Here is a 15038-nt window from a genome sequence, read left to right as displayed (position 1 = left end):
TATAAGGAGAAAAACATGGCAAATTTTAACGCAATGATTGAAGCCCTGGTAGACTGTGACATAGACAAAGTGACCCAGTTGGTAAACACAGCAATCTCAGAAAAGGTACCCGCCACTGAGATCCTTAACAAAGGACTCATCGCCGGTATGGATCTGGTGGGTGAAAAAATGGAAAACGGTGATATGTTCATCCCCGAAGTTTTAATGGCAGCCCAGGCCATGGGAAGCTGTGTGGCAACCCTTAAACCCCTACTGGGAGAGGGTGAAGGGGACGGCGGTGCCAGCGTTATCATCGGAACAGTAAAGGGAGATCTCCATGACATCGGAAAAAACCTGGTGGGCATGATGATGGAAAGTGCCGGCATGACCGTTCATAACCTGGGTGTTGATATCGCCCCCGAAGATTTCGTGGCTGAAATTAAAAAGAAAAATGCTCAGATTGTCTGTCTTTCCGCGCTTCTGACCACCACCATGCCCATGATGAAAAAAACCGTTGATGCCATCGTGGAAAGCGGTCTGCGGGATCAAGTAAAAATCATGATTGGTGGTGCCCCGGTAACCCAGGCATTCTGTGATGAAATCGGTGCAGACGGCTTTGCTCCTGATGCAGGCTCTGCTTCCAAAATGGCAAAGGCACTTGCAGCCAAATAATCTTTTTATATGAAACTCCGCCCAATAGACTGAAATCATATGAGCTTCATTTTTCGTTGTGGCTGGTGCTCACAGCCATGTAGGTTTTATAAGAAAGACTAGGCAAGCCTAACACTCTTTCATGCTTCGTTGTGGGCAGACCAAGGAGACGAAATAAGATCCGCCCGTGGGGTTATATGGAGAATATTTAATGTTTGAAGTAATCGGAGAAAGAATTAACACATCCAGAAAGCTAGTCCAGGCGGCTGTGGCAGAGCGAAATGCAGACTATATTATCAACGACGTCAAAAAACAACAGGAAGCCGGTGCCATCGAGAGCTGATGAAATTCGTATGACCCCGGCACACATTCAATGTTTTACATATCTTTTTGGATCAAACGATAAAGTTTCTTGTCCGACTCGGACAGGGGCTGTTTCAGGCTCTCAACCTTATGGAGAAAATAATGGTAAAAATCATGACGAAGACTGTCCCGGCCGGAGGTGACAAACCATTCATTTCTTCCCCAGTTGAGAACGGCATTGGCCTCATCCCCTGCCACAAACATGCCGCAAAGCATCTCCTTTCGATCCACAACGATATCAAAATAGCGATGCTTGGGGCCGGGTTCATCCAATTCAGACTGGGGATGATTCACCTGGATATCAAACATCATCTCCATGGGGGCAAGGGAGATGAACTTAACCTGGACACCGCGCTGCTCCGCCTCTTTCAAAGGTCCATTGAGATACATACCCTCCTCAGGGGAGAGCCGGACATAGATCTCCTCCTCTGCCGCATCAATCATCTCTTTGGCCTTACCCATGGCAGCGACATGGCCTTTAATCCGCCAGATAACGTCACTGCCTGCTTCCTGTTCTGCATCCTTGAATTCGGTTTCCAGGAGCGTCAATGCCGCCTCATAATCGTGGCGCAAGCGCTGGATAAGCTCCCCGGAAGGAATGGGAGTATACATGCCCTGGCTGGACTCCACCACAAAGCCCTTGTCCTTGAGCGTGCGAAGTACATCATAAATCCTGGCCCTGGGAATTCCGGAGTTACGGCTCAGCTGGGATCCATTCACCGGATGGTTACCCAGCAAAGATTTATATGCTGTGATGACGTACTTGGAAAGTCCCACATTCAGCTCTGTTATGTCTTTAATCACGTTTTTCCTCCGAATATCTTCACATTTTAAAGGTTATCGGGTGAGTAGTAACATTTTTTTAATATTGGTTCAACACCATAAACAAGTTTACAACAATGATAGATTATGATCCTGCAACCAAAGCAACAACATCATTACCGGTCATGATCAAAGAAAAAAGACTTTATTTACAAGGAGAATATTCCCTTGACAAGGAAACTCAAGCGTTGATATAGGAATGTTATCCTTACAGTGGCAACATCAACAAAAATGCGCTGGCGTCGCCGATAAAACTTAGAAAGGGGAACACTACCCATGGTTACTGTAGCACCTTCTCTTCATCTTTTAACACCGGATCAAATCCAACAGGTCCATCAACAGTCCCTGGCAATTTTGTCCACCACCGGTATCCGAGTGGACTGCCCCAAAGCCCTTGCGCTTTTTGACGAGCACTCCTGCCGCATTGAAGAGGATCACCAGGTTTATATACAAGAGGAACTGGTACAGTGGGCCCTGAATACGGCCCCATCCAGCGTTGCCGTTCACAACCGCACCGGGGAAAAACGGTTTACCCTGGGTGGCCCCTCCCAGCAATCCACCCGATTCGGGGTGGGGGTGACCAACCTGCACTACCAGGACCCGTTAACGGATCGCACCAGCCCCTTTTCCATTAAACATATGGAGACAGCTGTGCGCCTGGGCAATACCCTGGAACAATTTGATGTGATATCCACCCCGGGCATTGCCCAGGATCTGGATCCCAAAAGTGCCGATCTTTATGCCAGCCTCTCCATGGTGGCCAATACCACAAAACCTCTGGTACTGCTGATTTCAGAAAGCAGCTGCTTTGAACCGGCACTGGACATGTTTGAATCCCTCCACGGGAACCTCAGTGAAAAACCCTTTGTAATTCCCTACTTTAATCCCATCACCCCTCTGGTACTCAATGAAGAGACCGCCGAAAAAATAATGGTCACCGCCCGTCGGGGCCTGCCCTTTATCTATAACAACTACGGCATGTCCGGCGCCACAGCCCCCATTACACCAGGGGGTACCCTGGCCCTTCTCAATGCCGAACTTCTGGCCGGCATCGTCTTTGCCCAGATTGTCAAGGAAGGCACAACGGTCATAGCCGGCAGTCTCCCGGCAGGCTTTGACATGAAAAACATGATGAGTGTTTACACCCCCCACACCATGCTCATTAATCTTGCCTGCGCTGAGATGATGGATTATTACGCTATCCCCCACTCCGGGACTTCCGGCAGTGGAACCGGCTGGGGACCGGATCTTCTGGCCAGCGGGACCTTCTGGATGAATCATCTCACAAGCACCATGGGCAAAGCAGGATTGGCTCCCTTTGTGGGAGGCAATTTTGACTCCATGGCCTTCAGCCCGGCTGCTGTGGTATACGCCAACGAGGTGATCCGCCTCTCTCGCATGTTTAACCAGGGGTTCTCCATTGACGCTGAAGCGGTGGGCCTGGATGAAATTAATACCATGGGATCCGCCGGAAATTACCTGGGTGCCCCCTCAACCGGGAAAAAATTCCGGGAATTCCGATTTGAAAGCCCCATATGGCCGGGATATACCCTGGAGCAGTGGCAGACCCAGCAGTGCCCGGATACGGGGAAAATACTGCGGGAATACACCCACCAAATGATTGAAAGATTAGTCCCACCTGATGACCACGATGGACTCATGGCACAGGGAACGCAATTTATTGCAGATTATTCAAACAGTTGATTTAACCCAAAAGGAATAATTTCCTATGAAACGAAACCTACACGCCGGAAGATTGCTGGGTTCCGGGCTGAGTCTCAACATCCTCACCGAGGATGAGCTGGAAGAGATTCATCTGGCGACCCTAGAGGTTCTGGCCGAAACAGGCGTCTTTGTGGAGGATCCCGAGGCTCTGGACCGCTTTGAAGCGGGCCATGCCATGGTAAATCGGGAGACCCGCATTGTAAAGATTCCCCCCCATGTGGTGGAGGATGCCATCAGGTGGGCACCCTCCAAGGTAATCCTGCACGGCAGGGACCCCAAGCATGACATTGTCCTTGAGAGCACAAGGGTTCATTTCACCAACTTCAGTGAAGGGGTGATGATCAATGATCCCTACACCGGGGAAAACCGCCCCCCCTTTAAAAAGGATGTGGTGGATTCAGCCAAGGTCATTGATTTTCTGGATGAAATAGATTTTTGTGAAAAGGCCCTGGGTGCCCATGACGTCAACCAAAACACCGTGGCCCTTCACAATGCCGAAGCCTATCTCACCAACACCACCAAGCATTGTGCCTTTGGACCGGTGAACGGCAAATTTCTCAACAAAATAATTGATATGGGAAAGGCCATTGCCGGCGGCGAAGAGGCCTTTGCAAAACGACGGCTGGTATCCTTCACCACCTGCCCGGTGAGTCCCCTGAAACTCATTGCAGACTGCTGTGAAATCATCATGGAGTCGGCCAAGAACAACGTGGTCTGCAACATTCTCTCCATGGCCATGGCTGGCGGCACCTCTCCTGTGACCCTGGCGGGAACCCTGGTAAACCACAACGCTGAAATCCTGGCCGGGATAACCCTGGCTCAGCTGACGCGCCGGGGCACCCCGGTGATCTACGGCAGCTCCACCACAGCCATGGATCTCAAGCTTGCCGCCGCCACCGTAGGAACCCCCGAATGCGCGCTGATCAGCGGAGCCGTGGCGCGACTTGCCAGGTATTATGCACTTCCGAGCTATGTCGCCGGTGGTTAGGGCGACAGCAAAATATCTGATACCCAGACAGGCCATGAAAAGACATTAACCGGACTGATACCCGCATTGGCAGGTGCCAATATGATATACGGTCTGGGGATGCTGGAAAGCGGCATCACCTTTGATTATGGTCAGCTGGTTCTGGACTGCGAGTTTGCACGGATGATCAAACATACGGTACAGGGAATACCGGTGAATGATGAAACCCTTGCCGTGGATGCTGTCAAGGAGACAGGTCCCGGCGGTGATTACCTCATGAACCCCCACACCTTTAAATGGATGAGATCCCAGTCAAGACCTGAAATCATGGACCGTAAAATGAGAGGCGCCTGGGAAAAGGCAGGCGCCACCACAGCCTATGAACGGGCCATGGTCAAGGTAAGAACCATACTTGAAAATCATACGCCCACCCCCCTGCCCGACGATGTACTTGCCACCATCAGATCCATTGTGGCGGATACGGAACGGGAGATGGGTATTTTAAATGGAGACAACACATGAGCAACCAGATTTTAACCCGCATGGGGGATGGTGAACGGCTCTGGATGGATGTCGAGGATGTCATGGACGACATCCAGGACGGCTGTGCCGATGCGGCCAAACGCCTGGGCGTGCCGGAGCTGAGCCAAGCGGATCAGCAAAAACTGTTTGATATCCTGGCCGAACCTTCACGCATTGTAAGTGTCAACCCCGGTGAGGAGGTGGTGGTTTCCGATGACGGCACCACCATGAGTTTTTATTCGGGCCAGGACGGCGGTGGTGTGGGTACGCCTTTAAGCCGTCAACAGGCAGTGTTGACCTATGAACGGGCCTGTGGGGCAGACACCACCTCCCTTGGTCACAGCGATTATTCCTACAAGCCAGTCAAAAGCATCATCAATTTTGAGGCCAACGACTATTACAATATCTCCCAGGCCACCACGGCACCCTTCTTTTATGGTGCCCAGCCCAACATGGGGCTCTATTTCCAGCCCGACGGCCCCTGTCCCAATGCCGCAGAGCTGATGCCCCTGGGAAAAATTGAAGAGGCCAGACGCGCCCAGGAACAGGCCTGTGAATACCTGGCAGATGACCTTGAATTTGTGGGTTCCAAACTTGCTGAAGTGGGCCTTGAGGGCTTGAATTTTGACACCTCCGGATCCGCAGGGGATGCAGACTTTCTGGCAGCCCTTAAAGGGGTTGAACGACTCAAGGCGAAATTTCCCGATCTACCCATCCTCATGGGCGGGGCAGGTGAATTCATCCTGGGCATGCACGGTCAACTCACCTACGACGATAAACGTATCGCAGGCATGTACACCATCGACCAGGTAAAGGCCGTTGAAAAAGCCGGGGCCGACATCTACGGCATGGCGGTAAACACGTCCACCACGGAATCAGTTCCCTGGAATCTGGCCCGGGCCGTCACCTTTTTAAAGGCCACAACGGATGCCGCCACCATCCCGGTTCACGCCAACGTGGGCATGGGTGTGTGCGGTATTCCCATGATGGAACAACCTCCCATTGACTGTGTCACCCGGGTCTCCAAGGCCCTGGTGCAGATCGGCAAAGCCGACGGGCTGTAGATTGGCGTCGGAGATCCCATGGGAATGGCCATTGCACATATCATGTCATCATGCATGGGCGGCATGCGGACAGCCGGAGATCTGGTTGCCTGGATGCAAATGACCCGCAAGATGAAAATAAATGATGCCAAAGCATATGTTGCAGAAAAACTGGGGATTGAAGTATTTGATCTGACCAATGAAGAGGTGATGCGCGAACTCAGGAAGGACCTGGGACTCGGCACCGTCACCTCCATTGCAGGCAGCCCCAAGGGCATTCGCGCAAAGATGAAAATTGCCGAACTGCTGGACATCAAAATCCGGTCGGTGGAGTTGTTCAAGGCCCAGCTGGGCCTTTAATCCACCCAGCAAGAAAAATCACCGCTCTGATTCAAATCCGGGCGGTGAATTAATTTCATATAACGGGCATGTCCTATCGGACACAACGAAACATTAAAATGGCGATATGCCGCCGCCCCCCCCCCCCCGACGGGCAATGGGGGCCCGGACCGGAACTGTAGACAGCTCAATTGTCCGGTTCCTATTGCCCATCGGGGGGGGCGGCTCTGCTGAGGTTGCCTTGGAGGCTGCCTTTTCAAACGCCAGATCGCTATGTTATGAATTCAGGAGATAAAAAATGACCATTGAGATATTTGAACAGGCTATGGATTCCATTGTCAAAGGGGATACAGGGCTTGCAGAAGAGGCCGCCCGAAAGGGTCTGGGAGAAGGCATTGATCCCATTGAGCTGATCAACAAGGGATTCATCCCGGGCATCAACAAAGTAGGAGAACTTTTTGGCATGGGCACTCTGTTCCTGCCCGAACTGATCCAGTCTGCAACGGCCATGCAGACGGCCACGGATATGATCAATGAAGCCATTCCGGAAAAAGACTCCAGTGCCGGCGGCCGTATCATCATCGGCACCGTGGCCGGGGATGTCCACGACATAGGCAAAACCATTGTGGTGTCATTGTTCAAAGCCAACGGATTTGAAGTGAAAGATCTTGGCCGGGATGTGTCCGTTGAAAAATTCATTGACGGGGCAGACAAATTCAATGCCGACATAATAGGCACCAGCGCTCTTTTGACCACCACCATGCCGGAACAGAAAAAACTGGAAGAGGAGCTGGTAAAAGCCGGTTTGAAAGGCCGATTCAAAACCATGGTGGGAGGCGCTCCGGTGACCCGGAGATGGGCCAAACGCATTGGCGCAGATGCTTTTGCTGAAAACGCCGGAGATGGCGTTAGAATCGCAAGGGAACTGCTGGCAGGGTAAATGAGCGCAAAACTGGCCTCGGACATCCCATCCAGCCAGAGAATCCAGCCGTTGAAACCGATCCCTAAGGATTATTATCACAGAAAAAGACGGTACTGGATTTCACCACAACTGTGACCTTTGAGGAACCTGTACGGCATAAAACTTAAACCATTGAAACATCCATTAAGAAATCACTCAACCATTGAGACATCCATAAAATTCAATGCGTTATTATGACTTTTTCTGTTTTTTCATTAGAACAACCACCACTTCCATGGTATAGTCGTCCTGTGATTAAAAAGGGGTTTCGAAACAAAACAGCTCTTCAGTCATCCCATAATCAGATCACAAAAATTATTTTCATTGGGGAGTGATCGTAATTTTCATTCCCTGGTGACCCATAACCATCTTACATTTAAGGAGTAGTGCAATGAAAAGAAATTTATTTTTGGGATTACTCGTGGCAGGCTTGCTGATTTATTCTGCACAAAACACCATGGCTGCAGGAACAGTTCTTGACGAAATCATGGCTGCAGGCGTCATCAAGGTCTCCACCGACGCCAACTATGCCCCCCAGAGCTTTCTCAATGAAAAAGGCGAGTTGGAAGGATTTGATATCAGTGTTGCCACGGAAATTGCCAAACGCCTGGGTGTCAAGGTTGAATTCATTACGCCGGACTGGGACCTCATCACCGCCGGCAAATGGGGTAAACGCTGGGATATGTCTGTGGGATCCATGACCCCCACCAAAGAGCGCAAAAATGCCCTGTTATTCACCATGCCCTACTACAGCTCTCCGGCCCAGTTCGCCATCCACAAAGACAACACCACCATCAAGACCATTGACGACTTAAAGGACAAAAGAATTGGAGTTGCCTCGGAAACCACCAACGAACGATTCCTGCAGCAGGATCTTGATATCCAGGACACCAAAATCACTTATCTCTCCTGGAAACCCAGCCATGACAACTTAAAAACCTATCCCACCGATGCCAATCAAATCGAAGATCTGGCCCTGGGGGATGGTGCCCGACTGGATGCGGTTTTTACCTCCCGCCAGACCCTGGCCCAATCCATTAAAAGCGGATGCGGCACCGGTTGCCCCCTTAAAATGCTGGGTGAACCCACATATTATGAGCCCCTAAGTGTGGCCCTGGACAAGAGCCGTAAAAACAGTGAATCTCTGCTGGCAAAACTCAATGAAATTATTGACTCCATGTACAAAGACGGAACGCTTGTGAAAATGTCCATGGATTTTTACGGAACAAACCTGATTCCCAAGTTATAAAAAAAAAGGGGCAGGCGTATGATTTTCACCAGCCCTGCCCCTTTGTTAAAATTGGGCTGAAGCCCACAACATCGGCCATTGTAAAAGGAGGCAGGCTTGGCTTATTGCCCCATGACGGCTGGCCGATCTCGTGATCAAGCCCGTTAAAATTTTATGCTTCCCACGTGATTTTGAAGGAGTTTCCCCATGAGTGACCCCCAAAAGGCAGGTGGCAGTACCATCCCCCCTGAAGCCTATGCCGTGCTTGAAGAGATTGAGAACAGACAGACACGCTTTAAGCGAAACACCACCATCGCATTAATGGCGCTGACGGCTTTTATTTTCTTTTTGTTTTTCATCATTAAGCTTGATTTCATGTTCATGGCCAAGTGGGTGGGATTCATCCTCACCGGTATGGGATTTACCCTGCTGGTATCCTTTCTTGCCATCTCCCTTGCCTGCATTCTGTCCATCCTGGGTGCCCTGGGAAGACTATCCCGCAATCCCATTGCCAACAGCATTGCCACTGCCTATGTCTCCCTGATCCGGGGAACCCCCCTTCTGGTGCAGGTGTACATGTGGTATCTTGCGCTTCCCCAGCTGGGGAAAGCCCTGGAGGACCTTGGCATTAATGGCATTCAAAATCTCCTGACCCTGCCAGCCATCCCTGCGGGTATCCTGGCCCTGGGTGTCTGTTACGGGGCCTACATGACCGAAACCGTCCGGGCTGGCATTCAGTCCATCACCATCGGCCAGAGAGAAGCAGCCAAGGCCCTTGGCATGACTGAATCCCAGGCCATGCGCCGCATCATCTTTCCCCAGGCCTTGCGCATCATCATCCCCCCCATTTCCAATGAGTTCATCGCCATGATAAAGGACTCTTCCCTGGTCTCCCTCATGGGCGTGTGGGAGTTGAGTTACCGGGCCATCAAAATCGGCAGGCGATATTTTCAATCCCTGGAAATGCTGATCATGGTCGCCTTCATCTACTGGGTAATGTGCGTTATTCTTCAATATGCCCAGGAAAAAATTGAAACACACATGGCCCGGGGCGACAGGAGGACCCACTGATGAACGAAAAAAAAACAATGGTGAAGATCGAAAATCTCCACAAGGTGTTCGGCAGAGACATCCATGTGCTCCAGGGCATCAACCTCGAGGTTAAAGCTGGAGAAGTAGTGGTGATTCTGGGACCTTCAGGTTCTGGTAAAAGTACCCTGCTTCGCTGCATCAACTTCCTTGAAACACCCACGGCTGGCACCATCACCGTGGATAAACTCAGTGTGAACGCAGGCAAAGCAACAAAAGAGGAAGAAAAAAAAATCCTCCAGATCCGCAAAAAAACCGGCATGTGTTTTCAGTCCTTCAACCTGTTTCCCCACATGACGGCCATTGAGAATGTCATTGAAGGTCCGGTAACGGTGCTGGGGCAATCCAAAAGCGAAGCCATTCCCTATGCAGAAGAACTCCTGGACTGGGTGGGACTCTCCAATAAAAGGGATGTTCACCCCTCGAGGCTTTCAGGCGGACAGCAGCAGCGGGTGGCCATTGCCAGAAGCCTTGCCATGAAACCCGACGTCATGCTCTTTGACGAACCCACCTCAGCCCTGGACCCGGAACTTGTGGGGGAAGTGGTGGATGTTATGGAACGGCTGGCCGAAGAAGGCATGACCATCCTGGCTGTCACCCATGAGATGCACTTTGCAAGGGACGTTGCCCACCGGGTATTGATCATGGACGGGGGAAACTGGATTGAGCAGGGCCCGCCCGAAGATATCTTCACCAATCCCAAAGAGCTAAGAAGCAAACAATTTCTGGCCCATATCCTGAATTAATTCATTAAAAAAACGGCCATGGCAACTCTACCTTGGCCGTTTTTAAAACGCTATAAATTCAATTTATTAATAAAACCGAACTTCTAACCGCACAGATCTGCGCTATGGAAGATAGCCATAACCAACGAGCACCATGAGCAGATAAGATCACAAAGACATTTTCTTTTCCATAAAACGGATGCCAAGCGTCTCAAGTTCCGCCAGCACCGGAGTATATATCTCCGGAATCACAGGAATGCAGACACCTTTCACGCCAATTTTACCTTCCACAATAAGACGGGCGGCAATGGCTGCCGGAAGCCCCACTGTCCTGGCCATGGAGCTATCTCCATTGGGAATCCCGGTATCCACCATGGTGGAAAAAATTTTCTCCTGCCTGCCGTCGGGGTAACTGCCGATGAACTCATGGTGCTGGAGCAGAAGATCCACTTCACCGGGATTGTAAACCAGCTTCTCTTTTAAAACATGGACAAACATGTCAAACAGGGAAACCCGTCCCAGGGAAAGTTTTTCGTCACTGAACAATCCCAGCCATTCAAGCTTTTTCACAGTGATGGAGTACCGGGGAACATTCAGGAAGGCGCAAAGATCCCTTTGAAGATCCTTGCCGTCACTGTTGATGACCTGCGCCATCACCTGGGCCGGGGAGAAAATTGAAAAATCAAACAGCTTCTCCCGGCTGAATAGATCCAGCTTTTTAAAATAAGTCCAGGTTTCACAATGGCTGATGTTTCTCAGGGTCCCCCGGTATATGCTGGTGGCCGCAGGAATATTGTAAACGTCTTTGTATGGTATTGAATCCCGGTTCACATAGGCTTCAAAAACCCCGGCACCGGGGACATCAAGGAGCCAGTAATGTTCAAACAGCTCATTTCCTGCCACCTCGACAACTTCACCATCTTTAAGATAACGACCATCATTTCCCGCAGCCATCAGAGCCCCTTCAGGACTCCAGGAAAATTTATACCCCAGCGGGTTGTTGTTATCCGCCATGGCTGGCAAACCGCCGCAATAGGAATAAAAGGAGGTCACCTCCCCTCCTGTCGCCTTGATCTCATTGATGATTTTCATGGCAGCCATGTGATCAATACCGGGGTCCACACCGATTTCATTCAGAAAAATCAGCCCCTTTTCTTTTACCCTGGCATCCAAGGCCTGCATCTCCGGCTTGACATAGGAAGCGGTGAGTAAATTGGTATCCAGATCCAGGCACAGATTGGCCACCCTGGGATGAAATGTCCAAGGAAGGAGACTTATCACAAGATCAGCGCCGGTGATCATCTCTTTGAGTGAAGGTTCATCATCAATATTCAAGGTTATTATGCTTCCGGAGGGGTGATCCTCCACCAGACGTTCCGCTTTTTTCTGATCCCGTGCCGCCAGAACCACTTCAATATCCGGGGAATCCATGAGATACTTCACCAACGGCCCTGCCACCAGCCCTGCTCCCAATACCAGAATTTTTTTCATACCTTCTCCAGCTTTAAAATTTCATTATTTCAATAACTGCCATGTCGGCCCACCGACAAACCCCATACTTTACGGTTGCAATCCTGCCCGGACGGCTGGCCAGACAGAAACAAAACATCGAGACCTAACCCGGTAAAACAGAGCATAGGGCTTTATTTTTCAGAGATAAGGCCATTATTCTCAATCAGCCCTGTTTTTTATGGGACCAGACCATAACACCCATTTCCAGGATCATCAAGTCCCGGGTATATTGAGAGTGATTTCATTTTTAAGTGCATCAATGGCAATATTCCACGGATGAGTCAATTTTTCTTCAACAGTTACACCCCCCCTTTATTTCCTCCCGGATATGCTCCACAGAGTGCGAGGATAACGGTGGAACCTGTTTTTAAAAATATCCGGCACGCTCTGAGAGCGGACAGATTCACCAAGCCAAAATCAAAACAAAATGTTGCTTAGGATTATCATTAGCCGGAAAAATTTACGAATTAGCGCTACCGAGTTTACTTGGTGGACAAAAAGAGGAAAAAGCAGCAAAGGCGATTCAGGAGTCATTAAGGGATTCTGTACACAGAGGCTTTGAAAAATTTGCCAGTAAGTATGGGGAGCTATGCAATTCTCTTTTTGATGAGACATTCCTTGAAAATAACGTTGCTACCGAATTTTCAAAACTATTAACGAGGACCGGAATACCAGACGCAATTTTCACATTAGGCCTTGAGCAAAAATCAAATTTACAAAGTTTAACTTTTAACACCCACTCATACTATTGTCCAAAACATGAAGGTCGAACAGAAAAAAGTGCTGATAGCGCAGGTGAAACAAACATACTATATTGCAAACAATGGGGTACAGCATGCAGGCCAACCGAAAGATTTTGGAAGGGAAGCAACATCCAGATAGGGATGCTCAATTCCATTGTATAAATGAGCAAGTAGCTGAATTTCAAGACTCCGGGCAACCTGTTATCTCAGTCGATGCAAAGAAAAAAGAAATACAAAATCTCTCGAACGAACTGGGCATTGATATCCAAATTTGTCATTTTCCGTCAGGTGCCAGGAAATGGAACAAGATAGAACATCAGATGTTCTCTTTCATGAGTAAAAATTGGAGGGGACGTCCGTTGGAAAGCCTTGCAACAATAGTCAATCTTATTGTTAATACAACTACAAAGAAGGGGTTGAAAATCAAAACTGATGTAGATTCGTCTGAATATAAATCTGGAATAAAAGTTACCGATGAAGAAATGGCCAGCTTGAATATTCTTAGGGATGAATTCCACGGAGAATGGAATTATAAAATTAAACCCAAGAATCGTTTTGCGCACCAATTTAAACGCATAGGTTATTTTTACTCAAAGCCATAGAACCATTTGGGCTGAACACAAGCCTGAGCTAAAAGGCGATTCCGGGCTCAAAGACAAATTCCTCGATCTTGTGACGTGGTTAGTCCAAAGGCAGTTTGCAGGAGTACTGGAATTTAAAGATGAAATATCACGAATTCGGAGGTCATGATACTTAATTTCAACAAGTGAAATACTGACGGGTAAATCGCAGATTTCAAAAGCTCACGGCGGCTGTGCCGCCGTGAATCGCTGTGTTGACTACGTCCAGCACCGCGATTATCGTGTCAGGCGCTCAAGCGGACGAAATCAAGTGTTCTTGTTCCGCATAGGTTATTGAGTATGATCTCAATGGCCCAAATGTAAGAAACAAACCCTATGGAAAAATGATAACAAGGTTTCCTTGGGTCCATTGCTTCCTGATCAGACAGGGCTTAAAAAAAACTGATTGCCATTGCCCTTACCCTGAACACCATTGATATCAACACTCAACCAGCTTTTTCCATGAAGGGATTTGAAAAACGCAGTCGTCTGCCTCCTGTTCCATCCGAAGGAAGAGGGGCGCAGGCAGGGTAAGTGTCAGGATATCGTCTCGAAAACGCCTGCGCATTACCTCCCGGCCATCGGTCCCCATCATGCCCAGCACGGCCCTGGGGAACGCTGATTCTGCCTCGGAATAGGCAAAAGCGGTTATACTACAGCAATCCGTACCCTGGGGAGCCCGAACAGGGTCGGTCCCTTGCATGACCGACCCTGCAAGCGTTGCAAGGCCTGAAAACTCAACCGGATTTACCGGAAATATTATGGCGCGGATATTCTCATCAAAAGAGGTGCGGCTCAAAGGTTTAAACAGAACGTACCTGTACGGAATATCGTATCGTGGAAATTCATGAAGGATCCACTCCTTGGCCAATTCCGAACTACAATGCCTGCGCTCGCCATACTCGTACATGGATCGCCAGTTCTTAGGCGCGGCCTCCATTGTTGCTTGAAATGCGGTCCTGTTTACTGCTGATTTCAGCCCCTTGCTAAACAAGGCGGCATGCAAATCCAACTGATCATCCGATGCATCGAAATCGGTCCCAAAACCCAATGCTGCGCGACCGCCTGTGCAGAGGATGCTCTCGCGACTGCCGCCGGCAATTTTGCCGCATGTGCTGGCTTGGGCGAATAAATAAAGAACACAACCGAATTTGCCATTTTTGTACTGGAATGAACCGGCGGGAATGGTATCGCTCCAAACCACTGCCACCGGCTCGAACTCTGGCCTGAGATTTTTCACAATCGTACTTTTCATGCTGAACTCCCGTAAATAAAAGTCTTACCCGGTTTCATTAAAACGTCATGAATATCCGGGTCTAACAAAGTTAACTTACAAAAAAATAGATGGCTGCAAAGGCACTGATAATGCCCACCCCCTCTTTCAGGGTAATGGGTTCTTTTAGAACCAGCCATCCCAAAGTAAGGGTGATCACCGGTGACAATGAAGTAAACATGGCCACCACAGACACCTTTTGGTACTTGACGGCAAAAAGGAAACCAAGAGCACCGGTAAGGCCCACGATCCCGGTAACAACGGCCAGACAAATGCCCTTGGGATTGATGTCCGGCCTGAAATCCAGGCGAGTGAGAATTACGACTCCGACAATGATAGCACCGATGACTTCATAGATCATGGCACTCATGGGACTAATGTACCGGGTGGTAATTTTAGGGATAAAGCTCCATACGCCCCAGCATATTAGGGTCAGGGACGCTGGCAGAATCCATTGGGATATCATTTGGAAAATC

Annotated in this window: 11 protein-coding genes and 3 pseudogenes; 10 read left to right on the top strand and 4 right to left on the bottom strand. The window is 49.5% G+C overall.

The annotated features are described in order from the left end of the window. Window positions 1–15 precede the first annotated feature (15 nt). On the top strand, window positions 16–651 hold the full coding sequence (locus ACYQ2M_RS15200; protein WP_459917212.1) for a cobalamin B12-binding domain-containing protein: 636 nt from the start codon (window positions 16–18) through the stop codon (window positions 649–651). 190 nt (window positions 652–841) lie between these two features. Next, window positions 842–973: a hypothetical protein gene (locus ACYQ2M_RS15195; RefSeq protein ID WP_459917211.1), complete on the top strand. Its 132-nt coding sequence runs from the start codon at window positions 842–844 to the stop codon at window positions 971–973. A 35-nt stretch (window positions 974–1008) separates the two neighbouring features. Here ACYQ2M_RS15195 and ACYQ2M_RS15190 read toward each other — a convergent pair whose 3' ends face one another. Continuing rightward, the gene (locus ACYQ2M_RS15190; RefSeq protein ID WP_459917210.1) at window positions 1009–1797 is read right to left on the bottom strand and encodes a TrmB family transcriptional regulator; all 789 of its coding nucleotides are present in this window, start codon (window positions 1795–1797) and stop codon (window positions 1009–1011) included. Between the two features lie 294 nt (window positions 1798–2091). Between ACYQ2M_RS15190 and ACYQ2M_RS15185 the strand changes: the two genes are divergently transcribed. The 7 genes and pseudogenes from ACYQ2M_RS15185 (at window position 2092) to ACYQ2M_RS15155 (ending at window position 10435) form a co-directional block, all read left to right on the top strand. Continuing rightward, a complete protein-coding gene (locus tag ACYQ2M_RS15185; protein WP_459917209.1) occupies window positions 2092–3519 on the top strand; it encodes a trimethylamine methyltransferase family protein in 1428 nt (475 codons plus the stop codon). A 25-nt stretch (window positions 3520–3544) separates the two neighbouring features. Beyond that, window positions 3545–5029 (top strand): annotated as a pseudogene (gene mttB, locus ACYQ2M_RS15180) ([trimethylamine--corrinoid protein] Co-methyltransferase). Further along, window positions 5026–6432: pseudogene (gene mtbB, locus ACYQ2M_RS15175) on the top strand ([dimethylamine--corrinoid protein] Co-methyltransferase). Before mttB ends, mtbB begins: the two co-directional pseudogenes overlap by 4 nt. 277 nt (window positions 6433–6709) lie before the next feature. Beyond that, window positions 6710–7351, top strand: coding sequence for a cobalamin B12-binding domain-containing protein (locus ACYQ2M_RS15170; protein WP_459917208.1), 642 nt, complete (start codon window positions 6710–6712; stop codon window positions 7349–7351). A gap of 412 nt (window positions 7352–7763) precedes the next feature. Then, window positions 7764–8621, top strand: coding sequence for a transporter substrate-binding domain-containing protein (locus ACYQ2M_RS15165; RefSeq protein ID WP_459917207.1), 858 nt, complete (start codon window positions 7764–7766; stop codon window positions 8619–8621). 186 nt (window positions 8622–8807) lie between these two features. Then, window positions 8808–9671, top strand: a complete 864-nt coding sequence (locus ACYQ2M_RS15160) for an amino acid ABC transporter permease (RefSeq protein WP_459917206.1) — start codon at window positions 8808–8810, stop codon at window positions 9669–9671. After that, a complete protein-coding gene (locus ACYQ2M_RS15155) occupies window positions 9671–10435 on the top strand; it encodes an amino acid ABC transporter ATP-binding protein (RefSeq protein WP_459917205.1) in 765 nt (254 codons plus the stop codon). The genes ACYQ2M_RS15160 and ACYQ2M_RS15155 overlap by 1 nt, the downstream gene beginning before the upstream one ends. Window positions 10436–10582: 147 nt before the next feature. Here ACYQ2M_RS15155 and ACYQ2M_RS15150 read toward each other — a convergent pair whose 3' ends face one another. After that, entirely contained in the window at window positions 10583–11905 is a 1323-nt protein-coding gene (locus ACYQ2M_RS15150) for a saccharopine dehydrogenase C-terminal domain-containing protein (protein ID WP_459917204.1), read from the bottom strand. Window positions 11906–12734: 829 nt separating this feature from the next. Here ACYQ2M_RS15150 and ACYQ2M_RS15145 point away from each other — a divergent pair. Beyond that, window positions 12735–13271: pseudogene (locus ACYQ2M_RS15145) on the top strand (ISAzo13-like element transposase-related protein); the annotation flags it as partial. 457 nt (window positions 13272–13728) lie between these two features. Here ACYQ2M_RS15145 and ACYQ2M_RS15140 read toward each other — a convergent pair. Both ACYQ2M_RS15140 and ACYQ2M_RS15135 read right to left on the bottom strand, forming a co-directional pair. Beyond that, window positions 13729–14544, bottom strand: a complete 816-nt coding sequence (locus ACYQ2M_RS15140; RefSeq protein ID WP_459917203.1) for a DUF169 domain-containing protein — start codon at window positions 14542–14544, stop codon at window positions 13729–13731. Window positions 14545–14614: 70 nt separating this feature from the next. Next, window positions 14615–15028 carry an EamA family transporter gene (locus tag ACYQ2M_RS15135; protein WP_459917202.1) on the bottom strand — a complete coding sequence of 138 codons (414 nt, stop codon included), beginning with the start codon at window positions 15026–15028 and terminating at the stop codon, window positions 14615–14617. Window positions 15029–15038 lie beyond the last annotated feature (10 nt).

This window comes from Desulfocicer niacini, assembly GCF_054657595.1.
The sequence above is the reverse complement of the archived record's forward strand: the minus strand, read 5'-3'. Positions and strand labels throughout refer to the sequence as shown.